The sequence below is a fragment of the Streptomyces sp. NPDC047130 genome (assembly GCF_040643475.1).
Taxonomy (GTDB): domain Bacteria; phylum Actinomycetota; class Actinomycetes; order Streptomycetales; family Streptomycetaceae; genus Streptomyces.
Genome location: NZ_JBEYUK010000010.1, coordinates 101,905 through 127,941, shown reverse-complemented (window position 1 = coordinate 127,941; position 26,037 = coordinate 101,905). Strand labels below are relative to the sequence as shown.

Genomic DNA, 26,037 nt, shown 5'->3' with positions numbered 1-26,037 from the left:
GCGCAGGGGTGACCACCGCTGCGGGCAGCGCAACGAAAGTAAGGTTAGGCTAACCAACGTTCCAGTGGGAAGAGAATCCGGGTACCGGATCCGTCCGTTCCGGCAGGTGCCGGCCGGTTTCCCGGTGGCCGGAACTGGCCCGCAAGGGTGCTTGCGGAAGGCGATTCGACGGTTTCGCCGGGATGGTCTTGGCAAGCCCTCCGGGGCGTCCTAAGTTCGAGCTTCCAGCGTGTGCGGCCGGCCGGCCTCCCCGGCCCGTCCCGGCCGTCCGGTGGTGCCAGTGCCGTCCCAGCGGGTGGGTCCATGGCACGCAGGCCCTCTGACGTTCCGTCGAAGGAGCAGCTCGTGGCCAACGTCGTACGCGCGGCCCTCGTCCAGGCGACCTGGACCGGGGACACCGAATCCATGATCGCCAAACACGAGGAACACGCCCGCGAGGCCGCCCGGCAGGGCGCGCGGATCATCGGCTTCCAGGAAGTCTTCAACGCCCCCTACTTCTGCCAGGTCCAGGAACCCGAGCACTACCGGTGGGCGGAACCCGTCCCCGACGGGCCGACCGTGACCCGCATGCGGGCCCTCGCCCGGGAGACCGGCATGGTGATCGTGGTGCCGGTCTTCGAGGTCGAGCGGAGCGGCTTCTACTACAACACCGCCGTCGTCGTCGACGCGGACGGGACGGTGCTGGGCAAGTACCGCAAGCACCACATCCCCCAGGTCAAGGGCTTCTGGGAGAAGTACTACTTCAAGCCGGGCAACCTGGGCTGGCCGGTTTTCGACACCGCCGTCGGCAGGGTCGGCGTGTACATCTGCTACGACCGGCACTTCCCGGAGGGCTGGCGCCAACTCGGCCTGAACGGCGCGCAGATCGTCTACAACCCGTCGGCCACCTCGCGCGGGCTCTCCGCCTACCTCTGGCAGCTCGAACAGCCCGCGGCCGCGGTCGCCAACGAGTACTTCGTCGCCGCCATCAACCGGGTCGGCCGGGAACCGTACGGCGACAACGACTTCTACGGCACCAGCTACTTCGTCGACCCCCGCGGGCAGTTCGTGGGCGAGGTGGCCTCCGACAAGGAGGAGGAACTCGTCGTCCGCGACCTCGACCTCGACCTGATCGAGGAGGTCCGGCAGCAGTGGGCCTTCTACCGCGACCGCAGGCCCGACGCCTACCAGGGGCTGGTGGAGCCGTGACGGACGCGCCCGCCGGCGCCGGGGCCCTGCTCGGCCGGCACCGCGCCGTCCTCCCCGACTGGCTCGGCCTCTACTACGACGACCCCCTCGAGATCTCCCGCGGCGAGGGCCGCCACGTGTGGGACTCCGAGGGCCGCCGCTACCTCGACTTCTTCGGCGGCATCCTCACCACCATGACCGCCCACGCCCTCCCCGAGGTCACCCGGGCGGTCGCCGAGCAGGCCGGCCGGCTGCCGCACTCCTCCACGCTCTACCTCAACCGGCCGATGGTCGACCTCGCCGAGCGGATCGCCGCCCTGTCCGGCATCCCCGACGCGCGCGTCTTCTTCACCACCTCCGGCACCGAGGCCAACGACACCGCCCTGCTGCTCGCCACCACCCACCGGCGCAGCAACCAGATCCTGGCCATGCGCAACAGCTACCACGGCCGGTCCTTCTCCACCGTCTCCGTCACCGGCAACCGCGGCTGGTCGCCCACGTCGCTCTCCCCGCTGCAGACCCTCTACGTCCACGGCGGCGTCCGCCACCGCGGCCCCTACGCCGGCCTGGACGACGACGCCTTCACCGCCGCCTGCGTCGCCGACCTGCGCGACCTGCTCGGCCACGTCCGCGCCCCGGCCGCGCTGATCGCCGAACCGGTGCAGGGCGTCGGCGGGTTCACCTCCCCGCCCGACGGGCTCTACGCGGCGTTCCGCGAAGTCCTCGCGGAACAGGGCGTGCTGTGGATCGCCGACGAGGTGCAGACCGGCTGGGGCCGCACCGGCGACCACTTCTGGGGCTGGCAGGCGCACGCGGGGAACGGGCCGCCCGACATCGTCACCTTCGCCAAGGGCATCGGCAACGGCATGTCGGTCGGCGGCGTCGTCGCCCGCGCCGAGATCATGAACTGCCTCGACGCCAACTCCATCTCCACCTTCGGCGGCACCCAGGTCACCATGGCCGCCGCCCTCGCCAACCTCCGCCACCTCCTGGAGCACGACCTCCAGGGCAACGCCCGCCGGGTGGGCGGCCTGCTCCTGGAGCGCCTGCGCGCCTCCTGCGCCGGGCTGCCGGGGGTCCGCGAGGTCCGCGGACGGGGGCTGATGATCGGCATCGAACTGGTCCGGCCCGGCACCGACCTGGCCGACCCGGAGGCCGCCGCGGCCGTCCTCGAGGAGACCCGCGCGGGCGGTCTGCTGATCGGCAAGGGCGGCGGCCACAGCACCAGCGCGCTGCGCATCGCCCCGCCGCTCTCCCTCACCGCCGCCGAGGCCGAGGAGGGAGCGGCCGTCCTCGAACGCGCCCTGCACCGCATCGCCGGCTGACCGCGGCGGCCCCGGGTCCTCGCGTCCTCACGGCCCGCACCGGTCCTCCAGGCTCCCGGCCTCCCCGCACAGGGGCGCCCCACGGAAGGAGAGGCACAGCCCATGTCGCGCACCCTGATCCGCGGCGGACTCGTCGTCACCGCCTCCGACGAGCTCCACGCCGACGTCCTGATCGAGGACGGCCGCATCGCCGCCCTCGCCGCCCACGGCACCACCGCCGCCGAGTCGTGGACCGCCGACCGCACGGTGGACGCCACCGACCGGTACGTCGTCCCCGGGGGCGTCGACGCCCACACCCACATGGAGATGCCGTTCGGCGGCACCACCTCCTCCGACACCTTCGAGACGGGCACCAGGGCCGCCGCCTGGGGCGGAACGACGACGATCGTCGACTTCGCGATCCAGCCCAAGGGCGGATCCCTGCGCGAGGGCCTCGACGCCTGGCACGAGAAGGCGGAGGGCCGCTGCTCCGTCGACTACGGCTTCCACATGATCATGTCCGACGTCAACGCGTCGTCGCTCCGGCAGATGGACGCCCTGATCGAGGCCGGCGTGAGCTCGTTCAAGCTCTTCACCGCCTACCCCGGAGTGCTCTACTCCGACGACGGCCAGATCCTCCGCGCCATGCAGCGCGCCGCCGGCAACGGCGGCCTGATCATGATGCACGCCGAGAACGGCCTCGCCATCGACGTCCTGGTCGAACAGGCCCTGGCCCGGGGGGAACGCGACCCGCGCCACCACGGCGAGGTGCGCCACGCCCTGCTCGAGGCCGAGGCCACGCACCGCGTCGTCCGCCTCGCGCAGGTCGCCGGCGCCCCCGTCTACGTGGTGCACGTCTCCGCGCGGGAGGCCGTGGCCGAACTCGCCCGGGCACGCGACGAGGGACTGCCGGTCTTCGGCGAGACCTGCCCGCAGTACCTGTTCCTGTCCACCGACAACCTCGCCGAACCCGGCTTCGAGGGCGCCAAGTACGTCTGCTCCACGCCGCTGCGTCCCCGGGAGCACCAGGCGGCGCTCTGGCGCGGCCTGCGCACCGACGACCTCCAGGTCGTCTCCACCGACCACTGCCCGTTCTGCTTCAAGGGCCAGAAGGACATGGGCGTCGGCGACTTCTCGAAGATCCCCAACGGCATGCCCGGCGTGGAGCACCGCATGGACCTCCTCCACCAGGCCGTGGTCGACGGCCACCTCACCCGCCGCCGCTGGATCGACATCGCCTGTGCCGCGCCGGCGCGCATGTTCGGCCTCTACCCGAGGAAGGGCACCCTCGCGCCCGGCGCCGACGCGGACGTGGTGATCTACGACCCGCACGCGGAGCAGGTGATCTCGGCCGAGACGCACCACATGAACGTGGACTACTCCGCGTACGAGGGGAAGCGGATCACCGGCCGGGTCGAGACGGTCCTCTCCCGCGGGGTGCCGGTGATCGAGTCCGGCGCGTACGTGGGGCGCGCGGGGCACGGGGTGTACCTGCCGCGGGGGCTGTGCCAGTACGCGTGAGCGGCCGAGGGTCCCGGCCCCCGGCGGGTCCGGTCAGCCCCTCGGGTGCGGTTCTCCGGGAGCCGGGGAGGGGCGGGCCCCGGCCGACGGCACGGCCGTGCCGGGAGGGAGGACCACTCCCTCGATCACCCGGGGTTCGGTCCCCGGTCCCGCGGCCGTCGCGTCCGCCCGGACGCCGGATCCTGCTCCGGCGGCGTCGGCGTCGGCGGGGACGCCGGGTCCTGCTGCGGCGGCGTTCGCCGGGGCGCCCGGCCCGGTCTCCGCCGCGTTCCCGTCCTCCTGCTTCTTCGCGGCGCGCGCCTCGGCCTTGAGGATGCGCGCCGACCGGCCCGCCGCCCGGGCCAGGTCGGGAAGCCGCTTCGCGCCGAGGAGCAGGACGACCACGATCAGGATGATCGCGAGTTCGCTCAGTCCGAACATCTCAGGATCCCTTCTCAGACGTTGACGCCGTACGCGGCGGCGCTGCCCACCGGTCCGGAGGCCGGGCCCTGGTCGAGTACGGAAACCGAGCCGCCGAAAGGAATCTACAGCACTGTAGAAGTGAGGTGGGGTGCGATTTCTGGACGTCCCGGCGGGAGGTGTCCTTACGATGGACCCTCCATGACGTGCGCGGCAGCGAAAGGAGGCGAGGGCGTGACGGAGCACCAGCGCCCCCGGCGCCGGGGGCAGGGAGAGCTGGAGGTGCAGGTCCTCGCCGCCCTCCGCGAGGCGGGTGAACCGGCGACGGCCGGCTGGGTGCAGGAGCGCCTGGGCGGCGACCTCGCGTACACGACGGTGATCACCATCCTCACCCGGTTGATGGAGAAGGGGGCCGTGTCCCGCGAACGGGCCGGGCGCTCCTTCCTCTGGACGCCGTCCTCCGACGAGGCCGGGCTCGCCGCCCGGAGGATGCGCCGGATGCTCGACGGGGAACGGGACCGGCAGGCCGTCCTGGCCAGCTTCATCACGACCCTGGACCCCGCTGACGAGCGCCTGGTCCGCGAACTGCTGGAGCAGGGGAAGAACGAGAGGGAAGGCTGAGGCGCCGCCATGGGGGTGTTCGTCTTCCTGCCCCTGGTCCTGCCGCTGACGGCCTGGCCGATCGCCCGGCTGGCCCAGCACCTGCACCCGCGCGTGGCCACGCGGCTGCTGGTCGGCGTGGCCGGAGTGATGGCCCTGTGCAGCACCGTGTGCCTGGGGCTGCTGATGGTCGTGGGCACCGCCCAGCTGCCCGGCAATCCGCTGCCCGACGGCTGGTCGGACCCGGAGGTCCGTGAGGCGGTCCCCTACGACGAGGTGGCCGGCACCGTGGCCATCCCCGCCCTGCTCGCCGTCGCCGTGCTGTGCGCCGGGACGCTCCGGCGGCACGTCCGGGTGCGGCGGCGCGCCCACCGCGCGCTCGCCGGGCTGCCGGACACCCAGGTGGCGGTGCTGCCCGACCCGGAGGCCTACGCCTACGCCCTGCCCGGCGGACCCCGCGACCGGATCGTGGTCACGACGGGACTGCTCGACACGCTCCGCCCGGCCGAACGCCGGGCCGTGTTCGCCCACGAGCGCGCCCACCTGGCGGGCCGGCACCACCGGTTCCTGCTGCTGACGCACCTCGCCGCCTGTGCCAACCCGTTCCTGCGCCCCCTGCGCACGGCGGTCGCCTACACGGCCGAGCGGTGGGCCGACGAGGAGGCGGCGCGGGTCGTCGGCGACCGGCGGACCGTGGCGAGCGCGATCGGCCGGGCGGCGCTGGTCTCCCGCGCCGTCCCCGCCCCCACGTTCGCCGGTTTCGCCGCGCCCGGTCCCGTGCCGCGCCGCATGGCCGCGCTGCTGGCGCCGCCTCCCGCGCCGCGGCACTGGCCGTCGCTGTTCACCGCGGTGGGCGCGGCGCTGTGGACCGCCGCCGCGGGGGTGGTCGCCTCCGCGATGTCCTCCGCGAACTCCGCGGTGACCATGATGCTCATCCTCCACGCGGCCACACCGCTCTGACCTTGCCCGGCCGGACCTGACCTGACCTGGCTCGGCGGCATGGCGCGGCGGGTCTGGCCTGGCCCCCGGGGTGGGGCGTGGGGCGTCGGGCTTCCTCCGCCCCCTCGTCGTCGTCCTCGTCCTCCAAGAGGTCGCCGACCTCGCCGACCTCGTCGACCGCCTCGGCGGCGACCATGCCGCCCACGACGCCTGCCGCGGGCCCGGCCGCCCCGGCCATGTTCTACAGGTGCGTAGAAGCATAGGGTGGTACCGAGCGGCGTAGAGCACGCGGCGGCCTCACCCGGTGTGCCGCGGCGTGGTGCGGACGCTCCCGTTCCACACTGACGGGAACGTCTCGTCCATCTCGTCCGTTCACAGCTCGCACAACCATTTCCTGAAGGAGCACACCGTGTCCGCCAGTCCGACGGACTCCCCCGGGGACAGTCCCCGGCCATCCCGCCCCAGCAACCGAGAACGCGGCACCCGGCGGGGTGGTGACCGATGAGTGTCGCGACCGCCCTGCTCGGCCTGCTGGCCGTCTTCGTCCTCACCGCGGGCACCGGGTACTTCGTCGCCCAGGAGTTCGCCTTCGTCTCCGTCGACCGCCTCGCCCTGGCGCGGCAGGCCGAGGCGGGGGACAGGAAGGCGGCGCGCGCCCTGAAGGTGCTGGAGCGCCTGTCCTTCATGCTGTCCGGCGCGCAGCTCGGCATCACCGTCACCGGACTGGTCGTCGGCTTCATCGCCGAACCCGCGGTCTCCGCGCTGCTGAGGCCCGCCCTGACCGGCATCGGCGTCCCGGAGGCGGCGGTGGTCGGCGTGTCCGTCACCCTCGCCTTCGTGCTGGCCACCGTCATCCAGATGGTGCTGGGTGAGCTCTTCCCCAAGAACCTGGCCATCGCCGTTCCCGAACGGCTGGCGAAGTCGCTCGCCGGCTCCACGCTCGTCTACCTCAAGGTCGTGGGCCCGCTCATCCGCGTCTTCGACAGCGCGGCGAACAAGCTGCTGCGCAAGGTCGGCATCGAGCCGGTCGAGGAACTGCACCACGGCGCGACCCTGGAGGAACTCGGCCACCTGATCGGCGAGTCCCACGAGAAGGGCGAGCTGCCCCGCGACACGGCCGAACTCGTCGACCACGCGCTGGAGTTCTCCGAGCGCACGCTCGCCGGGGTGATGGTGCCGCGGGTCGACGCCGTCTTCGTCCGCCGGGACGCCACCGCGGCGGACGCGGTGGCGCTCATCGGCCGGCACGGCCACTCGACCTACCCCGTCCTCGGCGACCACCCCGACGACGTCGCGGGCGTCCTCGGCGTCCGCGACCTGATGCGGCTGCCCGCCGAGCGGCTCGCCACGACGAGCGCGGGAGCGGCCGCCCGGCCCCCGCTGTTCCTCCCCGACACGCTGCCGCTTCCCCAGGCGGTCGAGCAGATGAGGGAACGGGGCGACGAGTTCGCGGTCGTCCTGGAGGAGCACGGCGGCGTCGCCGGCATCGTCACCTACGAGGACATCGCCGAGGAACTGGTCGGCGACATCGCCGACGAGAGCGACGTCGTCACCGAACCCGCCGTCCCGGACGGCGACGGCTGGCTGGTGGACGCGGGCCGCCGCATCGACGAGATCGCCGCGGCCACCGGCATCGAACTGCCCGAGGAGGAGGACTTCGACACCGTCGCCGGCCTGGTCGTGGACCGCCTCGGCCGCTTCCCGGCCGTCGGCGACCGCCTCACCGTGGAACCGGAGGACGGCGGCCGCGTGCTCATCGACGTGCGGACGCTGGACCGCCACGTGCCCGACCGGGTGCGCATCGAGCGGCTGGCCGAGGACGGCACCGAAGCCGTGGAGGAGCAGGCATGAGTTTCCCGATGGCGATCTTCGTCACCGTCCTGCTGCTGATCGGCAGTGGATTCTTCGTGGCCGCGGAGTTCGCGCTGGTCGCCGCCAAGAGGCACCGCATGGAGAAGGCGGCCGCCGCGGGGCAGCGCGGCGCCAAGGCGGCGCTCGCCGGCATGCGCGAGCTGTCGCTGATGCTCGCCGGCGCGCAGCTGGGCATCACCGTGTGCACCCTGGGGCTGGGTTCGGTCTCCAAGCCCGCGATCTCCCACGAGCTCGACCCGCTGCTCAAGGACCTGGGACTGCCGAGCGCCCTGAGCTACGGGATCGCGTTCGCCGTCGCCATGATCGTGGTGGTCTTCCTCCACATGGTCGTCGGCGAGATGGCGCCCAAGTCCTGGGCCATCGCCCACCCGGAGCGCTCGGCGATGCTGCTGTCCCCGCCCTTCCGGGCGGTGGCCAAGGCCGTCCGGCCGCTGATCGGGCTGCTGAACCGGATCAGCAACGTCCTGGTCCGGCTCTGCCGGGTCACCCCGCGCGACGAGCTCGCCTCGGTGCACAACCGCGAGCAGCTCACGCACCTGGTCGAGGAGTCGGAGAGGCTCGGGCTGATCAGCGCGTCGGACTCCGAGCTGCTGACCCGCTCCCTGGTCGAGCCGGAGACGCCCGTGGAGGCGCTGCGGATCCCGGCCGCCGACATCACCTCGGTGGACGGCGCGGCCCCGGTCGAGGACATCCTGGCCCAGGCCGCCGCACACGACCGCACCCGCCTGCTGGTCCGCGAGGGCGGCGAGTTCCTCGGCTCCGTCCACGCCCGGGACGCGCTGGTCGCCCGTGCCCAGGGGCGGGCCATACTCGCCCGGGACCTGGCCCGGCCGGTTCCCGCCATGCCGGGCCGGACCACGGTGGCCGATGCCATCGAGCTGCTCCGCCGCAACCGGGCCTCGCTGGCGGTGGTGCGCGACGAGACCGGACGGGTTACCGGCATGGTCGCCCTCGACGACCTGCTGACGCGCTACCTGCAGCCGCAGACCTGACCGGGCGCACGCCCGCGGTGCCCTGCCGGCAGGGCACCGCGGGCGTTCACGACTCCGTTCACGACTGCCCCGCGGCCGTTCACGACCGAGCTCGGGGCTCCGCGCGAGGCGAGGTCAGGGACGGACACGGAGCCCTGGGCGAGGGCACACAGTGAAGCCGGCGGTGCGGACGCCCGGCCCGACGGCGGAGCCCGCGGCGAAGGTGATCGCGTTGTCCGCGGCGTGGCTCAGCACGCCGCCGTGCAGGTGCCCGTTCCGCCGGCGCAGCTCGTCACGGACGTCGATCTCCAGCCGGACCGAGACGGGCCGTGGTGCGACCGGTGGGCCTCAGGGCTCGTCGGGGAAGGCGTTCTCCGGGAGCAGCCCGTGCAGAAACGTCCGGAAGTCCGGCGCCAACGGGAGTTCCGTGCCGAGTTCCGCGTCCAGCCAGGTCACGGACGGCTCCCCGCGCGGGCCGCAGAGGCGGTGGTCGAGAGCGATCCAGCAGTGCCCGTCCCCGTCGAGCAGCACGACGGGGGAGGGGAGTCCCCACTCCTCGACCAGGTACGGCGTGTCCAGCAGCGTGGTGCGGTCCGGGTCCGGGCCGGCGCCCATCAGATGGTCCAGAGGGACGTGGTCGGCGCTCCACGAGGTCGGCGCGGAGATGGGGAAGGCGTTGTGCCGGGCGGAGACCACCCCGCCGTCGCGCACGCGCAGCAGTTCGAGCAGGGCCTCGGGGAGCGTCACCCCGAGCACGCGCTCGGCCTCCCGCACGGCTGCGTCGGTCACCGGGGGGCGGATCGGCAGCGAGGGGTCCGGATCCCAGAACGAGGACGGGGCGGGACCGGGTCCGGGACCGGGCGGAAGGCGCATCGCGTCAGCGTAGCCGCCGAGGGCACGCCGGCGTGGCCGGGCGCCGGGGGAGGCGTTCTTCGCCGGTGCGGAGCCGCCGTGTACGGTCCGAGGGAGCCTTCCGCCCGAAGCTCCGTTCGACGTGCCGTGCCGCCGCCCAGGAAGCGATGATGACCGAGACCTCCTACGCCCCCGCCGACGAGGCGATAGGCCGGTGGACCGACCGGCTCCTCGCCCTGAGCCGGGCGATCCACGCCGAGCCGGAGACGGCCTTCGCCGAGCACGCCGCCTCGGCCGGGGTGGCCGGGCTGCTGGAGGAGGCCGGGTTCGCGGTGGAACGCGGCGTGTGCGAGCTGCCCACCGCGCTGACCGCCTCCTACGGCGAGGGGGACCTCACCATCGGCCTCTGCGCCGAGTACGACGCCCTGCCGGAGGTCGGCCACGCCTGCGGCCACAACCTGATCGCCTCCGCGGCCGTGGGCGCCGCGATCGCCCTGGCGTCGGTCGCCGACGACCTCGGCTTCCGCGTGAAGCTGCTCGGCACGCCCGCCGAGGAGCACGGCGGCGGCAAGGTGCTGATGCTCGAGCGCGGCGCGTTCGACGACGTGACCGTGGCCATGATGGTCCACCCCGGCCCCACCGACCTCACCTGGGGCGGCGACCGCACCACCGCGGCCGCGCGCTTCGAGGCGGTCTTCCGCGGCCGGACCGCCCACTCCGCCAAGTCGCCCCACCTGGCGCTGAACGCCGGCGACGCGGCGGTGGTCGCCCAGGTGGCGATCGGTCTGCTGCGGCAGCAGACCGGCCCCGGCTCCCGGATATCCGGCTACGTCCGCGAGGCGGGCCGCCGCACCAACATGATCCCGGACCTGGCCGTGCTGGAGTACGAGGTCCGCGCGCCCTCCGCCGAGGAACTGGCGCCCCTCACCGAGCGGGTGCTGGACTGCTTCCGCGGCGCCGCCCTCGCCACCGGTACCACCGCCGGGACCGAACGCACCCAGCCCGACTACCTCGACCTGCGCCAGGACCCGTGGCTGCTGAGCACCTACGAGCGGCACCTCGCCGACGTCGGCCGCACCGCCGAACCGCTGCCGCCGGGCAGCGTCACCGCCTCCACCGACATGGGCAACGTCAGCCACGCGCTGCCGTCGATCCACCCGCACATCGGGGTCCTGGGCTGCGAGGCGACGCCCCACAGCGCGGAGTTCGCCGACGCCATGACCACCCCCGCCGCCGACACGGCCCTGCTGGACGCGGCCGCCCTGCTGGCCCGCACCGGCATCGACCTCGCCGCCGACGCGGAACGCCGGAGCCACTACGCGGCGCTCCACCGCCGACGCGGGAGCGCCCGGCGATGATGCGGGACCTGCTGCCCCCCACCGTGCACGTGGCGGAGACGTTCGGCGACCCGCCCGGCGCGGTGCTGCTGCCCGAGGAGGAGGCGGCCGTCGCCCGGGCCGTGGCGAAGCGCCGCCAGGAGTACACCACCGTCCGGCACCTGGCACGGCGCGCGCTGGCCTGCCTCGGCCACGGCGACGCCGCGGTGGTGCCCGGCCAGGGCCGGGCGCCGCGCTGGCCGGCGGGCGTGGTGGGAGCGCTGACCCACTGCGACGGCTACCGGGCGGCGGCCGTCGCGGACGCCGCGGCCGTGGCCTCCGTCGGCATCGACGCCGAGCCTCACGAGCCGCTGCCCGAGGGCGTGCTGGACGGCGTCACGCTGCCCGGCGAGCGCGAGCACCTGGCGGAACTGGCCGGGAAGCGGCCGGACGTCAACTGGGACCGCCTGCTGTTCTCCGCCAAGGAGTCCGTCTACAAGACCTGGTACCCGCTGACCGGCGCGTGGCTGGGCTTCAAGGACGCCGTCCTCGCCTTCGACCACTCCGGCACGTTCCACGCCCGGGTGCTGCCGGGCGCGCTCGTCGACGGCGGTCCTGCCTCGTTCGACGGCCGGTGGAACGCGGCCGGAGGGTTCGTCACCACCGCGGTGACGGTGCCCGGAACCGGTCCGGTGGTGCCCGGAACCGGGGCAGGGGTGCCCGGAACCGGGGCAGGGCCGGCCTCCGCGCCCCGCGGGTGCCGGTGCGACCGCGGACCGGGACCCCTCCCGCTCCACGGCTGACCCGACGACGTGCGGGGCGGCGGGGGTACGCCCGGACCCGGGCGGAACCCTCCCCGATCCCCTGCCGGGCGGGCTACCCTCGACTCCCTTCTGATCGGCGCCCGTCGACCGACGGCGCCGCGACGGACGACGGGGGTGGGCCGTGAGGGACGCGGAAGCCGTGCGGACGGGAGCACGACGGGGCGCAGCGCCGCACCCCGGGGGCGGTCCGGGGGCGTGGCGGTGAGCGGGGAGGACGCGAGGAGCCTCCTGGTGACCCTCACCGAGGCGGCCACCGTGCGCATCCACCGGGGGACCGGGGGGTATGACCCGGACGAGGCGGGGCGGGAGCCCGGGGTGTTCCTGGGCAGCGGCGTGTTCGCGGCGCCGGGACTCGTCCTGACCTGCGCGCACGTGCTGGACGGGGCCGGTGAGGGGGAGGGGGTGACGGTGGTGTACGAACCCGGACTGCCCGGCCGTACCCTCGCCGCCCGCGCCGTCGTCGAGGCGGTGCTCGGCGACCCCGACGGCCGCGGCGGTCACCACCCGCCGGACCTCGCCGTGCTGCGGCTGCGTGACGCCGGACCGCACCCCTGCGTCCTGCTGGCGCACCGGCCGGCCCGCACCGGGAGCGGCGCCGAGATGCGCTACTGCGGCTGGGCCCCCCGGGGCGACCGCGACGCCGTGCGGATCGGCGCCGGGGTCACGGTCGGCGGCACCCACGACCACGGCCCCGCGCGGCAGTTGATCCGCTTCGTCGGCGAGACCCCGCGCGAGGGCGTCTCCGGAGGGCCGGTGCTCGACCTCGAACGCGGCGAGGTCGTCGGCCTGGTGAAGAGCAAGGCCCTGGCCCAGCCCGACCCCTACCAGCGCAACGCGCCGCCGGAGAGCGGGGGTTACTTCACCGACCTGACCAAGCTGAGCCTGCTGCCCCGCAAGAGCGGCCTGCACCACGAACTGCTGGCCGCCCACGACCGGTACCACGGCCAGGCGATGACGGGCGCCCCGCCGGCCGGCACCTGGACCGACGCGCAGAACCGGCTGCCGGCCACCGCCGCGGCCCGCGGCAGGGACCTCGGCCCCTCCGAACTGACCCGCCTGCTGGCCCGGCTGGGCACGCTGCCGCCGCCGCCCGACCCGATGGCGCTGCTGCACATGCTCCGCGGTCTGCTGCGCGGCCCCGGGCTGGTCGCCCGGCCGTACCTGTGGCGCGACGGCATCGGCCTGCTGCGCGGCGCCCGCGGCGACCGCGCGAGCCAGCTGGAGCTGTACCTGCAGTACGTCGTCGGGGCGCTGGAGACCGGCGGACCGCCCCGCGACCCGCGGCACGAGCAGGCCAGGAACGAACTCTGCGCCTGGGCGGAGGAACTCAGCGCCGACCTCGACCCCTTCACGCGCAGCGAGGTGCTCCGGCGCATCGGGCCGCTGCGGAACCAGCCGCTCCTCCCGCCCGCGGACGGGCCCGGGGGCGTCACCCCGCACGAGCCGTCCGCCGAGCCCCCCGCGGCCCGGACGGTCACCCTCCAACTGTGGCCGAGCGGCTGGGACATGGAGGTGGTTGACTGGTGGATCCAGATCACCGGCCCCGGCCCGGAGTCCCTCCCGGAAACCGTCGCGGACGACCGCTCCGGCACGCCCGTGCGCCTGCTCGCGGAGCGCGCCGCCGCCGAACTCACCGCCGCGTTCGACGCCGCCGACCTCGACGGCGCCCCCGCCCTGTTCCGGCTGACGGTGCCGCTGGGACTGCTGCGCCTGCGGCCGGAGGAGTGGCCCCTGGGCCCCGGCGGCCGCCCGCTGGGGGAGTCCCGCCCGGTGGTCATCGGCTGCTCCTCCCGCACGCCCTCGCAGTGGCAGGCCAAGCGGTGGGCCGCCGCCCACCCCGAGGACGGCGCCGCGGGCCTGCGCGCCCGGATCGTCGACTGCGACCGGGGCAACCCGCACCCCCTCCCGCCGGACCGCGACCGGCTCGCCCAGCTGTCCCTCGAGGCCGTCCCGGTACTGTGCCGCCACGGCGACGACGAGGAAGGGCCCGGATCCGTCGTCGAGGCCGGGTTCCCGATCTCGCTGTGGCGCCGTCGCGGCGAACGGGCCGCCGTGCTGGACGAGTTGGTGGGCGAGGTGTGCGGCGAGCTGCACCGCCGCGCGGAGGAGGAGACCGAGGCCGTGCGGTCGGCCGCCGCGCTCCCCGGCCGCGTCCAGGCCTGGCGCGCCGCGGTGGCGGCCGGCGACACCGGCCACTTCTGGAGCGCCGGGCTCAGCCTGCTCTACGACCCGCCCCTGCCCGAGGAGGATCCGCTGGCCGCCCTGTAGCCGGCGCCACGGGACCACTGCCGAGGAGCGTGCCGGACCACTACGGTGGGCCGCAGCCGTCGCCCGACCCGAACCGAGCGAGGACGAGGAACCGACATGAGCGAACCCAGCCCGACCGGGGAATGGCTCGTCTTCCGCGGTGCGGGGGAGCGCCACGACGGGATCGACCGGCTCCCCGCCCCGCCGCCCTGGCGCGACTTCCGGGACCGGGACCGCGACGCGGAGACCCGCCGCCTGGGCGTGCACCGCAGCCGGGCCGCCGCCTGGCGCCCCGGCGCCGAGGAACTGGAGGTGGTCAACGCCGCCCTCTACCTGCGCCGCCCCCTGCTGGTGACCGGGGCGCCCGGAGTGGGCAAGAGCACCCTCGCCCACGCGGTCGCCGACGAACTCGGCCTGGGCGCGGTGCTGCGCTGGCCGGTGGTCTCCCGCACCACCCTCCAGGACGGCCTCTACCGCTACGACGCCATCGCCCGCCTCCAGGACGTGCAGATCGCCGCCCACGCCCCCGGCGGCGTCGGCCAGGGCGACCCCGGATCGGTGGAGAGCATCGGGGACTACATCCGCCTCGGCCCGCTCGGCACCGCCCTGCTGCCGTCGAGGAAACCGCGGGTCCTGCTCGTCGACGAACTCGACAAGAGCGACATCGACCTCCCCAACGACCTGCTGAACGTCCTGGAGGAGGGCGAGTTCGCCATCCCCGAGCTGGAACGCGTGGCGCACCGCCTGCCCGACGGGGTGGCCAGGGTGCGGGCCGCCGACGGCACCACGGTCGAGGTCCGCGACGGCAAGGTGCGGTGCACCGAGTTCCCGTTCGTGGTGCTCACCAGCAACCAGGAACGCGACTTCCCCGCCGCCCTGATGCGCCGCTGCCTCCACCTGGAGCTCGGACGCCCCGACCGGGAACGCCTCGCCGCGTTCGTCCGCGCGCACCTCGGCGAGGACCGGGCGGAGGCCGCCGCCGACCTCGTCCAGCGGTTCATGGAACGCTCGCGCACCGAGATGCTCGCCGCCGACCAGCTCCTCAACGCCATCCACCTCACCGGACAGGCACCCGGAATGGACCGCGAACGCCTCGCCGACCTGCTCGTCCAGCGACTCGACCGGCCGAGGTGACGTGATGGGGGGACCACGGGACCCGATCGCCGAACTGGTCGGCGCGCTGCGCGAGTCCGGGATGGAACCCGACGCCGCGCAACTCGTCGACGCCCTGTGGCTGGCGGGCCACCTCGGCCCGGTCCCCGCCCCGGCCGCCGACGGGGAGCGCGGAGGACGCGACACGGCCGCCGGGGACGGCCGCCCCGGCACGGGCGCCACCTCGGGCGACGGCGGGACCGGGCCGGGGACCGGGACGCCTCCCGGCGGCGGCCCGGAGACGGACGGGGCCGACGGCACCGACGAGCCCGCGTCCGACCCGGACCCCGGGCGCGGCGGCGTGCCTCCCGACAACTACGTGATCACCCCGGCCCCGCCCCCCGAGGCGGGCAGGGACGCCGGCGCCGCCGCCGGCACCCCCGCCATCGCGGTGCCCGCCGCCCCCGCCTTCCCCTCCGCCCTCCGCCTCCAGCGCGCCCTGCGCCCGCTCCAGCGCTACCGCACCCCCGGCAGCCGCCCCCGGCCGGTGCTCGACGAGGCCGCGACCGCCGAGCTCAGCGCACGCGCCGGCGGCCTGCTGCTGCCCGCGTTCCGCGAGGACACCCGGCGCGACGCCGACCTCCAGATCGTCGTGGACGCCTCGCCGTCCATGCGGGTCTGGGACCGGCTCGCCGCCGAGCTCGAGCAGATCTTCGCCCGCATCGGCGCCTTCCGGGACGTGCGCACCCACCACCTCCACGAGGGACCCGGAGGCCGCCCCCGCCTCAGCCGCTCGCCGAACCCCGGCACCGGCGTCCCCTACTTCCCGCAGCGCCTGATCGACCCGACCGGACGGCGCGTCACCTGCCTGGTCAGCGACTGCGCCGGACCGCTGTGGCGCGGCGGCCAGGCCCACCGCCTGCTGCACCGGCTGGCCTCCGCCGGACCCGTCGTCGTGGTGCAGCCGCTGCCCCAGCGGATGTGGCGCCGCACCGCGCTGCCCGCCACCCCCGGACCGCTGCGCTGCGGCCCCGACGGCCGCGTCCGGCTCGCCACGCCGCACCCGCCGCCCGCCCCCGGCGCCGTCCCGGTGCCCGTCCTGCCCCCGCAGCCGGAGGCCCTGGAAGCCTGGGCGCGGCTGCTGACCAGCGCCGGCACCGGAACCGTCCCGGGCGCCGCCGGCTGGGTCCGCGCCGACCAGCCGCCCGCGCCGGCACGGCCCGCCGCCCGCCCGCCGGGACCCCTGGAGCGGGTCAGCCGCTTCCGCGCCTCCGCCTCGCCCACCGCCTCCCGCCTCGCCACCCACCTCGCCGCCGCCCCGCTCCACCTGCCCGTCATGCAGCTCGTCCAGCGCGCGATGCTGCCCTCCTCCGGCCCCACCGAACTCGCCGAGGTCCTGCTCGGCGGCCTGGTCGCCCGCGAACCCGGCCCCGTCCCCGACGACGGCCCCCGCTTCACCATGGACCCCGAGGTCCGCCAGGCCCTCCTCGGCCCCCTCGGACGCGACGAGGCCCTCCTCGTCCTCAAGCACTGCTCCGCCTACGTCACCCGCAACCTCGGCCGCGGCGGCCCCAACTTCCCCGCCCTCGCCCACGCCCAGCTCGAGAACGCCGACCCCGGCCGCACCGCAGTGCCGCCCGGGGTCTGGGAGGGCGCCGCCCACGGCGCCGACCCCGCCACCCGGCCGTTCGCCCAGGTGGCCGCCGAGGTCCTGCGCCGCTTCCTGCCCACGCTGGTCCCCGCACCGCCCGACGCCACCCTGGCCGACGTCCGCCGGCTCGTCGCCGACTTCGAGGTGAACGGCATGGTCCCCTCCCTCCTCCAGGCGGTGCGCCTGCTCCGTCAGGCCGCCGAGAACCACGACGCCGATCCCGCCCTCGCCGCCGAGTGCGCCACCACCCTGCTCCGCCTCTGGAACGTCCACGGAGGCGCCGGCCTCCTCGACGAAGCCCTCCACCACGCCGAGACCTCCGTCCACCGCGACCCGGCCGGACCCGGCCACGCGGCCGTCGCCGCCGTGCTGTGCGCCCAGGCCGACGAGGCCGTCCGCGCCGAGGACCGCTCCGCCGCCCTCGCCCTCCTCGCCCGCGCGGACGAGGCCTACGCCGACGCCTGCCGCACCGCGCCCGACGCCGACACCCTGCTCCGGCACACCCTCGACCGCGCCCGCGCCCTGGAGACCCGGTGGAGCGTCGGCGGCCGCTCCGCGCCGCTGCAGAGCGGCATCGGCATGCTCGAAGCCCTCGCCGACTCCCGCACCCCCGGCGACCTGCCGCCCGAGGTCGCCCTCGTCCACGGCCGCCTGCTGCGCCGCCTGGCCACCACCGCCGCCGACGAGGCCGAGGCCCGCGCCCACGCGGCCCGCGCCGCCCGCTCCCTGCACACCGCCCTGACCGCCCACGGCGACGACGCCGACCGGGCCCTGGTCCTGGAACTCGCCGACGCCCTCCTCGACGCTGGCCCCGACGCCCACGCCGACCTGCGCGCCCTCCTCGCCGAACACCTCCCCGGCGCCGACGGCGTCCACCGGGCCCGCCTCCTGGTCCGCTCCGGCCGCCTGCACCTCGCCCGGCACCACGAGACCGAGGACCCGGCACACCTGGCGGCGGCCGAGACCGACCTCACCGGGGCGCTCGACACACTGCCACGCCACGAGGGCGAACACGCCGCCGCACAGGTACTCCTGGGCGGCGCCCTCCTCACCCCCGCCACCCCGAACGCCGCGCCCGACCCGGACCGCGTCGGCCGCGCCGTCTCCGCGCTGCGCGCCTGCCTGGCCGGCACGGCCGCCGACGACCCCGCCGGCCCCGAACGCCGGGCCCTGCTGGGCCGCGCCCTGCTGGCCCGCTACGACCTGGCCCGCGACCGCGTCGACCTGCGCGAGGCCGAACACCACCTCGGCCTCGCCGCCCGCGCCACCACCGACCCGCTCACCCGGGCCGCCCGCCTCGTCGACCTCGGCCGCGCCCAGACGGCCGCCGCCACCGGCCTGGACCGCCCGGCCCGCCACGACGACGCCGCCCGCACCTTCCGCACCGCCGCCCGGACGGCCCGTCAGGTCATCGACACCGGCGAGGAGGTGCTCACGCCGCGGCGTGCCGCCCGCACCGTCACCCTCGCCGCCCGCGCCCTCCACCTGCACGCCGCCGCCCAGGAGGCCGCCCAGCGCCCCAGGGCCGCGCAGGCCGCCTACCGGGAGGCCGCGGAGGAGTGGAGTCGGCTGCCCGCGGGCATGCAGGTGCTAGGGGAGCCGACGCCCGAGGACACCGCACGCCGCCTCGAGGAGCTCACCGGGACACCAGGCCGGCCGACGACCACGGGGGACCCATGACCGACCGCGACGCCCGCGCACTTCCGGACCTCACCGCGCTCGACCTCGAGTCCCTGCGCCGCCTCGACCACCCGGTCCTGCGCGACGTCCTCGAGCGCCTGCAGGCCCGGCAGGACGACGGCACCGAGACGCTCTGGGGCTTCAACAACTCAGCCCCGCAGTGACGCCCGCGGCGACCCCCGCGCCGGGCACGTCGGCCCGGCCGGGCGGCGGGGCGCGCGTGCCGTTCAACCAGTTCGTCGTCAAGACGCACTCCCGGTGCAACCTGGCCTGCCGGTACTGCTACCTGTACTCCGGACCCGACCAGGGGTGGCGCACCCGCCCCCCGACCGCCTCCGCGGCGGTGCGGGACCGGACCGCGCGGCGGATCGGCGAGCACGCCGCCCGGCACGGGCTGCGCCACGTCTCCCTGGTGCTGCACGGCGGAGAACCGTTGCTGCACGGCGCCGGGCCGCTCGTCGCGTACACCGAGGCCGTCCGCCGGGCCGTGCCCGCCGGGAGCACCGTCCACGCCACCGTGCAGACCAACGGAACACTGCTCACCGACGAGAGCGCCGCTCTCCTTTCGGAGCACCGCATCACGGTGGGGCTCAGCCTCGACGGCGGCCGCCCGCACCACAACCGCCACCGCGTGGACCACGCCGGCCGCCCCTCCCACCCCGACGTGGTCCGCGCCGCGCGTCTGCTGGCCACCCGTCACCGCGACGCCTACGCGGGCGTCCTGGTCGTCGTGGACCCCACCCTGGACCCGGCCGAGGTGTACGGCTCCCTGCTGGACCTCGACCCGCCCGCCCTGGACCTCCTGCTGCCCCACGGGAACTGGACCTCACCGCCGCCCGGCCTGCCCGCCGACGGGACCGCCACCCCCTACGGCGACTGGCTCTGCGCCGTCTTCGACCTGTGGTGGCACGCCCCCCGCCACCGCACCCGCGTCCGCCTCTTCGAGCAGTGCCTCGCCCTGCTGCTCGGACGTCCCGCCGCCGGCGAGTCCCTCGGCACCGCCCCGTTCACCGCCGTCGTCGTCGAGACCGACGGCTCACTCGAACAGGTCGACAGCCTCAAGTCCGCCTACCACGGCGCCGCCGCCACCGGCCTGGACGTCTTCCGGCACACCTTCGACGACGCCCTCGACCACCCCGGCATCGCCGCCCGCCAGGCCGGGACCGAGGCCCTCGCCCCCGCCTGCCGGGCCTGCCCCGTGGTCCGGGTGTGCGGCGGCGGCCACTACGCCCACCGGTACCGGGCGGGCGCGGGCTTCGACCACCCGTCCGTCTACTGCGCCGACCTGCAGCGCCTCATCCGCCACGTCGCCACCGCTCTCACCACCCGGACCGCCGCCCTCACCCCCGGAACCGCGGCGCCCGCTTCCACGCCGCCTGCGCCTGCGGCACCCGCGCCCGCGATGCCTGCGGCCGGGCCGTCCGTGCCCGCGGCGCCTGCGGCACCCGCGCCCGCAGCGCCTGTGGCCCGGCCGTCCGTGCCCGCGGCGCCTGCGCCCGCGATGCCCGCGCCCGCGATGCCTGCGCCCGCGATGCCTGCGCCCGCGCTGCCCACGCCCGCGCTGCCCACGCCCGCGCCGCCCGCGACGGCGCCGCCCGCGACGGCTCCGACCGCGCCCGCGCCGACCGCGTCCGCCTTGTCCCCGGCCGTCCCGCCCGCGGCCGTCGAGCCCCCGGGAGGAGACCCCCGATGACGCCCGCCCCCGCCGCGCGGCCCGCCGTCCCCGGTCACGTCATCGACCGGCTCGCCCGCACGGAGAGCGACGAGGAGACCCTCGACCTCCTCGTCCACGGCCAGCACACCCGCCGGCTCCTGCTGCTGCGCCTCCTCCACGACACCGTCACCGCCGACGCACCGCCCGGCGACCGGTCCCGGTTCCTCGACCACTGGTCGCTCCTGGAGGCGGCCGAAGGCCAGGGCCCCGCCGGCCGCGAGACCGTCCGCTCCACGGTCCAGCACCCCCTCACCGGCCCCTGGATCCGCCAGGCCCTCGCCGACCTCCGCGCGGGTCGCCCGGCGGACGTGGACCGGCTGGGAGCGATGGCGGTGGCCGCCGGCTTACGGGCGGGCCTCACGTTCACCACCCGCCTTCACGCGGGCGGCGAGGGGCTGCACCTGCCGACCCTGGGCGCGCTGACCTGCGAGCGCGGCGCGGTGGAGGCCCGGTCGGACGGCACCGTGCTCCGACTGCGTCCGGAAGGCTCCGCCGCCGAGGTGACGGTGTGCCCGCAGCCCGCGCACGGAGCGTGGGCGGCCCACTCCCACTGGCGCTCCGTCGTGGCCCTGCCACCGCTCGCACCCGGCCACCCGTCCGTACCGCTGGACGACCAGGGGCCGTACCGGCACGCCGGGAAGCAGGACGCGGCCCCCCACCCGGCTCCGCCCACGCCCCCGGACGACACCGGACGTAAACGCTGGTACGAGGTGTGGACCGCGGAGACGGCCGAACTGCTGGACCTCGGTCACCCGATGCGGCTGCGCGAGACGGCCCGTCTGCTGCGCTCGGTCGTTCCCCTCCTGCCGCCCCGGGACGCGGGCCCCGCCGGCTACTGCAGCGGAACCCGCCGGGGAGCCTTCGGCGCCGTGTACAGCAGCGTCCCGCCGACCACGGCCGGACTGGCCTCGATGCTGGTGCACGAACTGCAGCACGCCAAGCTGAGCGCGCTCGCGGACCTCGTGCCGCTGCACCACGCCGGGCCCGAGCCACTCCACTTCGCCCCCTGGAGGCCGGATCCGCGTCCCTTCGACGGCCTCTGGCAGGGGATCTACAGCCATCTGGCGCTCGCCTTCTGGTGGCGGCACTGCGCCCTCGTTACGCCGGACGGCCCTGCCCGGGAACACGCCTGGGCCGAGTACGCCCGCTGCCGCGAACAGACCGGAGCGGTCCTCCCCGACCTCGTCGGGTCCGAGCAACTCACCTATGAGGGAAGGAGGTTGGCCGACGGTATGGTGGCCGCGCACCAGCGGCTCCAGGAGCTCGACCCGCCCTCCGGCCATCTCGCCAGGGCACGGTCGTACATCCAGACCGCGCGTGCGCTGTGGAGTCGTGCCAAAACGGTATAAGTGAGATGTTACGCGTGTGGTCGGGTGAGGTCCGCTCTAGAGTGGAGAGTCGAGGCTGAACGATGGGGGATCAGATGCCGGCAGCGGCGAGGGACGAAGTCGTCACCATCAGCTTCGCGGGCTTCAACCGCCCCTGGGCGGCCTGGATCGGCGACCGCCTCGAGCGGCGCGGGCTGCGCGTCGTCTACCAGCGCTGGGACCCGGCGCCCGAGGAACCGCTCGACGTCCTGCTGACCGACCTGGCGATGGCGCCGGGACGCGTGCTCCTGGTGTGCAGCGACTGGTACTTCCAGATGGGACCGCGCACCGTCGGCGAGTGGAACCAGGCGCTGCGCACCGTGCTCCGGAGCCACCCGGGACGCTTCCACGCCGTGACGGTCGCCGCCAATCCGCTCCCGGCGGCCACCGCCGCCCTGGCGCCGGTCGAACTGATCGGGCACGGCGAGCCGGAGGCCGAACGGAGGCTCCTGGCCAGCCTCTCCCTGACGCACGTGGAGCCGCAGCCCGCCGGCCCCCGCTCGCCCCGCTTCCCCCGCAGCGTGCCCGACGTCTGGGGCGGCATCCGCCGCCGCAACATCCGCTTCACCGGCCGCGAGCGCTTCCTCCACGACGCGTACCAGTTCTTCGGCCAGGCGGCTCCCGGCGCCGGCGTCCTCACCCTCCATGGCATGCCGGGGGTGGGCAAGACGCAGCTCGCGGCGGAGTACGTCTACCGCTTCGGTTCCGAGTACGACGTGGTGTGGTGGGTCGACGCCGGTTCCGTGCCCACCTACCGGCAGCAAGTGGCCCGCCTGGCCGGGGCGTTGGGGCTCTCCACCGGCCAGGGCTACGGCGAGCGGCTCCGCGCGGTCATGGAGTCCCTGCGGAAGGGCGACCCCTACGACCGCTGGCTGATCATCCTGGACGGCGCGGACGAGCCGGAAGGGCTCAGGAACCTGCTGCCCTCCGGGCCCGGGCACGTGCTCATCACCTCGCGCAACACCGAGTGGTCGCACTACAACAGCGAACTCATGGAGGTCCCGGTCTACGACCGGGTGGAGTCCGTCTCCTTCATCCGCCGACGGGCCCCCCGCCTGACCGACCACGACGCGGACCTGCTGGCCGACGCGCTCGGCGACCTGCCGCTCATCCTCGACCAGACGGCGGCCTGGCTCAGCGACTCGGAGATGTCCGTCCCCGAGTACATAGAGCTTCTCCGGGAAGGCATCGACGACGACGTCCTGCGGGTCTCCGACGACTCACCGGTCGCCTTCCCCACGGCCTGGTCCCTGCTCATCAACAACCTCCGCGAGAAACTCCCGGAGTCCGTCGCGCTGCTGCGCCTGTGCACCTGCTTCGCGCCCGGACACATCCCCGTCGGCCTGCTCCAAGGGCTCCGCCGCCAGGACGTCCCCGAACAGGTCCGCGGGCTGCTCACCGACCGGGTGCTCTGGAACCGGGCGCTGGCCCAGCTGCGCCAGTACTCGGTGGTCAGCCTGGAGGCGCCGGACCGGGACGACGGCGCCCGCGAGTCGGTGTACCTGCACCGGATGGTGCACGGCATCGTGCACCTCAACATGTCCGACGCGGACCACGAGGCGTTCTGCCAGGTCGCCCGCAAGGCCCTGGCCGCCGCCGACCCCCGGCGCCCCGACGAGTCGTCCTCCTGGGCCCAGTACGCCACGATCACCCCCCACCTGGTGCAGTCGGACGCGCTGCGCAGCACGGCTCCCGAAGTGCAGGAACTCGTGCTCAACTGCCTCCGCTACCTGTACCGGTCGGGTGAGTACACCGAGGGCATCCAGCTCGCGGAGCGCACCCTCAAGGCGTGGCGCGACCTGCTCGGCCCCGAACACGAGCGGATCTGGGACCTCAACCACCACTACACCAACCTGCTCCGCGGAGCGGGCGACTACGCGCGCACCGAGACGCTGAACCGGCGCATCGTGGAACGCCTGCGCACCCAGCGGGGCAACGAGGACCTCGACCACCTGCGAGCAGCCGGAGGCCTGGCGGCCGACCTGCGCGGGCTGGGGCGCTACAGGGAAGCCCTCGACGTGTCCGTCTGGGTGATGGAGGCCTACCGCAGGGTGCTGGGGGAGGACGAGTTCCTCACCGTCCGGGCGCTGCACAACGTGGCCATCAGCCAGCGCCTGCTCGGACGCTACGACGACGCACTGACCACTCACCGGGCCGCCACCGAGGCGTACCGCCGGATCCTCGACGGCCAGGACCTCAACGTCCTCTTCTCCGACACGCTCACGGCCGAGGTACAGCGCTTCCTCGGGCGTTACGACGAGGCCGAGTCGCTGCAGAGGGACAACCTCCGTCAGTTCGTGCGGGCACGGGTGGAGGAGGACAACCCCTGGCGGCTGTCCGCGGAGCTGAATCTCGCCCTCGTCCGCTACCGCAACGGCCGCATCCGTGAGGCCGGCCAGGAGATCGCCTCCGTCGTCGAACGCGCCGAGCGGAAACTCGGTGAACGCCACCCGGACACCAGCCGGTTCCTCAACTCGCTGGCGGTCTACACCCGCGAGCACGGCGACATCGACGAGGCCCGCAACCTCTCGGAGCGCGTGGTCCACGCCTACGAGACGCAGCTCGGTCCCGGTCACCCCTACAGCGCGGGCACGCGCAGCAACCTCGCCATCGTGCTGCGGAACCTGGGCGAGCGCCGTCAGGCCTACGACATGGCGGAGGAGGCCCTGGCCGCCATGACGTCGGCCGTCGGGGAACTGCACCCCTGGACGCTGGGCTGTGCCATCAACGCCAGCGCCCTGCGCAACTTCATCGGCGAGTACGAGCAGGCCGTGGAGCTGTCCGAGGCCACCGTCACGCGGGCCACCGAGGTTCTGGGGCGGACGCACCCCATGGCGCTGTCCGCCCGCGTCGCCTACGCCGACGACCTCCGCGGAATGCGCAAGTGGACCCACGCGGCCAAGGAGGAGGAGGCCGCCGTCACCGACCTCGCCGAGACGCTCGGCCGCAGCCACCCGCACACCCTGTCCGCCCGCAACCAGAACCGGCCCTACTGGGACTTCGAACCGCAGATCACCTGACACCGGCACCAGGACACGGCACCAGGACACGGCACCAGGACACGGGGGGATCCGATGCCCGACGACGACCAGATACGCATCCCGATCTTCGTGGACGACGAGGACGGCGTCCGCGGCGCCGTCCCGCCCGGCGACGACGTCTTCTTCTCCGACGTCGGCACCCGCGGCCGACCCAGCGGCCGACCCGGCGGCCGACCAGGCGGCGCGGCCCGCAGGGTCGGCGCGGTGGCGCGGGACAGCTACGGCCCCGCGCTGGAGGTCGCCGAGCAGGCCGTGCGGGAGGCCGCCGCGCGGTTCCGCGCCCTCGGGAACGCGGTGCGGCCCGACGAGATCGAGATGCAGTTCGGCATCACGGTCAAGGGCGAGGGCACGGTCGGCATCGCCAAGGCCGGCGCCGAGTCCCAGATCCGCTTCACGTTCCGCTGGCACACCGCCGCCGTGCCGGTCATCCCGTCCCCGCGCGTCGACGAGCAGGTCACCCAGGACGGGACGGAGAGCGGCGAGGCGGCGGCGTCCGACGGGCAGCCGGAGCCGCAGTCTTGAGCCGGACCCACGAGGAACTCGCGGCGGGCATCCTCCCGTACGGCCGGGTCGTCGGCCAGGAACCCCTCAAACTGGCGCTCGAACTGGCCTACGTGGCACCGGCGGTGGGCGGGGTCCTGGTCAGCGGACAGCGCGGCACCGCCAAGTCCACCCTGGTGCGCGCCTTCGCCACGATGGCGTACGGGACGCTCCCCGTCACCCTCCCCATCAACGCCACCGACGACCGGGTGCTGGGCGGCTGGGACATCGACGCGCTGATGAACAGCCGGGCCGGCAAGCGCGCGGGCCTGCTGGAGGAGGCGGGCCGGGCCGGGATGCTCTACATCGACGAGGTCAACCTGCTGGACGACCACATCGTCAACATCCTGCTCGACGTCGCCTCCACCGGCATCCTCTCGGTGCAGCGGGAGAGCCAGGACGTGCTGGCCCGCCTGTCGTTCGTCCTGCTGGGCACCATGAACCCGGAGGAGGGCTGGTTACGGCCCCAACTCCTGGACCGCTTCGGCCTGCTGGCGCCCGTCGCCCCGCTGGACGCCGAGCAGCGGCACCGCATGGTGACGACCGTCCTCCGCTTCGAGGAGGAACGCGCACGGCAGCAGGCGGGGGAGCCGTCCGCCTGGCTGGAGGAGGCGCGGGCCGAGGACCGGGAGCACGCCGCGGCCCTCGCCGCCGCCCGCGAGGCCCTGCCCGCGGTACGGCTCCCCGAGGACCTGGTCCGCGCCACCACCGACGCGGCGATGCGACTGGGCGCCCTGGGGCACCGGGGCGAGATCGCCGCCCTCACCGCCGCCAAGGCCCACGCCGCCCGCGACGGCGTCGACGAGGTCACCGCCCGCCACGTCCGCGAGGTCCTGCCGATGGCGCTGACCCACCGGAGGCCCGACGACGACCAGACCGGGGTCCGGGTCTGGTCCGAGCAGGACGAGGCGGTCCTGGACGAACTGCTGGGGGCGTGACG

At 75.0% G+C, this 26,037-nt stretch carries 19 protein-coding genes and 2 pseudogenes; 18 read left to right on the top strand and 3 right to left on the bottom strand.

Annotated features, from left to right (window positions below; all coding sequences use genetic code 11):
* The first annotated feature begins 345 nt into the window (after nucleotides 1-345).
* From ABZ836_RS15210 to hydA, 3 genes are all read left to right on the top strand, one after another.
* The gene (locus ABZ836_RS15210; protein WP_356137639.1) at nucleotides 346-1,188 is read left to right on the top strand and encodes a nitrilase-related carbon-nitrogen hydrolase; all 843 of its coding nucleotides are present in this window, start codon (nucleotides 346-348) and stop codon (nucleotides 1,186-1,188) included.
* Nucleotides 1,185-2,492 carry an aspartate aminotransferase family protein gene (locus tag ABZ836_RS15205; protein ID WP_361142262.1) on the top strand — a complete coding sequence of 436 codons (1,308 nt, stop codon included), beginning with the start codon at nucleotides 1,185-1,187 and terminating at the stop codon, nucleotides 2,490-2,492. Before ABZ836_RS15210 ends, ABZ836_RS15205 begins: the two co-directional genes overlap by 4 nt.
* Before the next feature lie 102 nt (nucleotides 2,493-2,594).
* Entirely contained in the window at nucleotides 2,595-3,992 is a 1,398-nt protein-coding gene (gene hydA / locus ABZ836_RS15200) for a dihydropyrimidinase (RefSeq protein WP_361142259.1), read from the top strand.
* Nucleotides 3,993-4,025: 33 nt separating this feature from the next.
* Here the strand turns inward: hydA and ABZ836_RS15195 are convergent, their stop codons facing one another.
* On the bottom strand, nucleotides 4,026-4,412 hold the full coding sequence (locus ABZ836_RS15195; protein WP_361142256.1) for a twin-arginine translocase TatA/TatE family subunit: 387 nt from the start codon (nucleotides 4,410-4,412) through the stop codon (nucleotides 4,026-4,028).
* Nucleotides 4,413-4,625: 213 nt separating this feature from the next.
* On the opposite strand from ABZ836_RS15195, the gene ABZ836_RS15190 reads away from it, so the two are divergent.
* The 4 genes from ABZ836_RS15190 (at nucleotide 4,626) to ABZ836_RS15175 (ending at nucleotide 8,794) form a co-directional block, all read left to right on the top strand.
* Entirely contained in the window at nucleotides 4,626-5,012 is a 387-nt protein-coding gene (locus tag ABZ836_RS15190; RefSeq protein WP_356137645.1) for a BlaI/MecI/CopY family transcriptional regulator, read from the top strand.
* A 9-nt stretch (nucleotides 5,013-5,021) separates the two neighbouring features.
* On the top strand, nucleotides 5,022-5,951 hold the full coding sequence (locus tag ABZ836_RS15185) for a M56 family metallopeptidase (protein WP_356137647.1): 930 nt from the start codon (nucleotides 5,022-5,024) through the stop codon (nucleotides 5,949-5,951).
* 480 nt (nucleotides 5,952-6,431) lie between these two features.
* On the top strand, nucleotides 6,432-7,781 hold the full coding sequence (locus ABZ836_RS15180; RefSeq protein ID WP_356137649.1) for a hemolysin family protein: 1,350 nt from the start codon (nucleotides 6,432-6,434) through the stop codon (nucleotides 7,779-7,781).
* Nucleotides 7,778-8,794, top strand: coding sequence for a hemolysin family protein (locus ABZ836_RS15175; protein ID WP_356137651.1), 1,017 nt, complete (start codon nucleotides 7,778-7,780; stop codon nucleotides 8,792-8,794). The genes ABZ836_RS15180 and ABZ836_RS15175 overlap by 4 nt, the downstream gene beginning before the upstream one ends.
* 147 nt (nucleotides 8,795-8,941) lie before the next feature.
* Here ABZ836_RS15175 and ABZ836_RS15170 read toward each other — a convergent pair.
* Nucleotides 8,942-9,085 (bottom strand): annotated as a pseudogene (locus tag ABZ836_RS15170) (thioesterase); the annotation flags it as partial.
* A 36-nt stretch (nucleotides 9,086-9,121) separates the two neighbouring features.
* On the bottom strand, nucleotides 9,122-9,646 hold the full coding sequence (locus ABZ836_RS15165) for an SMI1/KNR4 family protein (RefSeq protein WP_361142251.1): 525 nt from the start codon (nucleotides 9,644-9,646) through the stop codon (nucleotides 9,122-9,124).
* 149 nt (nucleotides 9,647-9,795) lie between these two features.
* On the opposite strand from ABZ836_RS15165, the gene ABZ836_RS15160 reads away from it, so the two are divergent.
* The 11 genes and pseudogenes from ABZ836_RS15160 to ABZ836_RS15110 all read left to right on the top strand — a co-directional run bounded on the left by ABZ836_RS15160 (nucleotide 9,796) and on the right by ABZ836_RS15110 (nucleotide 26,035).
* Complete coding sequence (locus ABZ836_RS15160) at nucleotides 9,796-10,983, top strand: amidohydrolase (protein ID WP_356137655.1); 1,188 nt, start codon at nucleotides 9,796-9,798, stop codon at nucleotides 10,981-10,983.
* Nucleotides 10,980-11,744, top strand: a complete 765-nt coding sequence (locus ABZ836_RS15155) for a 4'-phosphopantetheinyl transferase superfamily protein (protein WP_361142248.1) — start codon at nucleotides 10,980-10,982, stop codon at nucleotides 11,742-11,744. The genes ABZ836_RS15160 and ABZ836_RS15155 overlap by 4 nt, the downstream gene beginning before the upstream one ends.
* Nucleotides 11,745-11,996: 252 nt before the next feature.
* Complete coding sequence (locus tag ABZ836_RS15150; RefSeq protein ID WP_361142245.1) at nucleotides 11,997-14,033, top strand: trypsin-like peptidase domain-containing protein; 2,037 nt, start codon at nucleotides 11,997-11,999, stop codon at nucleotides 14,031-14,033.
* Nucleotides 14,034-14,129: 96 nt separating this feature from the next.
* Nucleotides 14,130-15,146: a MoxR family ATPase gene (locus tag ABZ836_RS15145; protein WP_356137658.1), complete on the top strand. Its 1,017-nt coding sequence runs from the start codon at nucleotides 14,130-14,132 to the stop codon at nucleotides 15,144-15,146.
* A 4-nt stretch (nucleotides 15,147-15,150) separates the two neighbouring features.
* The gene (locus tag ABZ836_RS15140; RefSeq protein WP_361142242.1) at nucleotides 15,151-18,435 is read left to right on the top strand and encodes an SAV_2336 N-terminal domain-related protein; all 3,285 of its coding nucleotides are present in this window, start codon (nucleotides 15,151-15,153) and stop codon (nucleotides 18,433-18,435) included.
* Nucleotides 18,432-18,599 (top strand): FxSxx-COOH cyclophane-containing RiPP peptide, encoded by a 168-nt coding sequence (gene fxsA, locus ABZ836_RS15135; RefSeq protein ID WP_356137661.1) that lies wholly within the window; start codon nucleotides 18,432-18,434, stop codon nucleotides 18,597-18,599. The genes ABZ836_RS15140 and fxsA overlap by 4 nt, the downstream gene beginning before the upstream one ends.
* Nucleotides 18,600-18,655: 56 nt before the next feature.
* A pseudogene (locus ABZ836_RS15130) lies at nucleotides 18,656-19,756 on the top strand (FxsB family cyclophane-forming radical SAM/SPASM peptide maturase); the annotation flags it as partial.
* A gap of 368 nt (nucleotides 19,757-20,124) precedes the next feature.
* Nucleotides 20,125-21,498, top strand: coding sequence for an HEXXH motif-containing putative peptide modification protein (locus ABZ836_RS15125; RefSeq protein WP_361142239.1), 1,374 nt, complete (start codon nucleotides 20,125-20,127; stop codon nucleotides 21,496-21,498).
* Nucleotides 21,499-21,572: 74 nt separating this feature from the next.
* Nucleotides 21,573-24,536 (top strand): FxSxx-COOH system tetratricopeptide repeat protein, encoded by a 2,964-nt coding sequence (fxsT, locus tag ABZ836_RS15120; RefSeq protein ID WP_361142236.1) that lies wholly within the window; start codon nucleotides 21,573-21,575, stop codon nucleotides 24,534-24,536.
* Nucleotides 24,537-24,590: 54 nt separating this feature from the next.
* Nucleotides 24,591-25,079 (top strand): CU044_2847 family protein, encoded by a 489-nt coding sequence (locus ABZ836_RS15115; RefSeq protein WP_361142233.1) that lies wholly within the window; start codon nucleotides 24,591-24,593, stop codon nucleotides 25,077-25,079.
* Entirely contained in the window at nucleotides 25,076-26,035 is a 960-nt protein-coding gene (locus ABZ836_RS15110; RefSeq protein WP_356137668.1) for an AAA family ATPase, read from the top strand. Before ABZ836_RS15115 ends, ABZ836_RS15110 begins: the two co-directional genes overlap by 4 nt.
* Nucleotides 26,036-26,037: the final 2 nt, after the last annotated feature.

What these genes read in the sequence shown, in the direction of transcription:
- ABZ836_RS15155 (WP_361142248.1), top strand. Translation starts at nt 10,980, where the DNA reads ATGATGCGGGACCTGCTGCCCCCCACCGTGCACGTGGCGGAGACGTTC.
- ABZ836_RS15180 (WP_356137649.1), top strand. Translation starts at nt 6,432, where the DNA reads ATGAGTGTCGCGACCGCCCTGCTCGGCCTGCTGGCCGTCTTCGTCCTC.
- ABZ836_RS15165 (WP_361142251.1), bottom strand. Translation starts at nt 9,646, where the DNA reads ATGCGCCTTCCGCCCGGTCCCGGACCCGGTCCCGCCCCGTCCTCGTTC.
- ABZ836_RS15195 (WP_361142256.1), bottom strand. Translation starts at nt 4,412, where the DNA reads ATGTTCGGACTGAGCGAACTCGCGATCATCCTGATCGTGGTCGTCCTG.
- fxsT (WP_361142236.1), top strand. Translation starts at nt 21,573, where the DNA reads ATGCCGGCAGCGGCGAGGGACGAAGTCGTCACCATCAGCTTCGCGGGC.
- ABZ836_RS15140 (WP_361142242.1), top strand. Translation starts at nt 15,151, where the DNA reads ATGGGGGGACCACGGGACCCGATCGCCGAACTGGTCGGCGCGCTGCGC.
- ABZ836_RS15175 (WP_356137651.1), top strand. Translation starts at nt 7,778, where the DNA reads ATGAGTTTCCCGATGGCGATCTTCGTCACCGTCCTGCTGCTGATCGGC.
- ABZ836_RS15115 (WP_361142233.1), top strand. Translation starts at nt 24,591, where the DNA reads ATGCCCGACGACGACCAGATACGCATCCCGATCTTCGTGGACGACGAG.
- ABZ836_RS15125 (WP_361142239.1), top strand. Translation starts at nt 20,125, where the DNA reads ATGACGCCCGCCCCCGCCGCGCGGCCCGCCGTCCCCGGTCACGTCATC.
- fxsA (WP_356137661.1), top strand. Translation starts at nt 18,432, where the DNA reads ATGACCGACCGCGACGCCCGCGCACTTCCGGACCTCACCGCGCTCGAC.
- hydA (WP_361142259.1), top strand. Translation starts at nt 2,595, where the DNA reads ATGTCGCGCACCCTGATCCGCGGCGGACTCGTCGTCACCGCCTCCGAC.
- ABZ836_RS15160 (WP_356137655.1), top strand. Translation starts at nt 9,796, where the DNA reads ATGACCGAGACCTCCTACGCCCCCGCCGACGAGGCGATAGGCCGGTGG.
- ABZ836_RS15185 (WP_356137647.1), top strand. Translation starts at nt 5,022, where the DNA reads ATGGGGGTGTTCGTCTTCCTGCCCCTGGTCCTGCCGCTGACGGCCTGG.
- ABZ836_RS15145 (WP_356137658.1), top strand. Translation starts at nt 14,130, where the DNA reads ATGAGCGAACCCAGCCCGACCGGGGAATGGCTCGTCTTCCGCGGTGCG.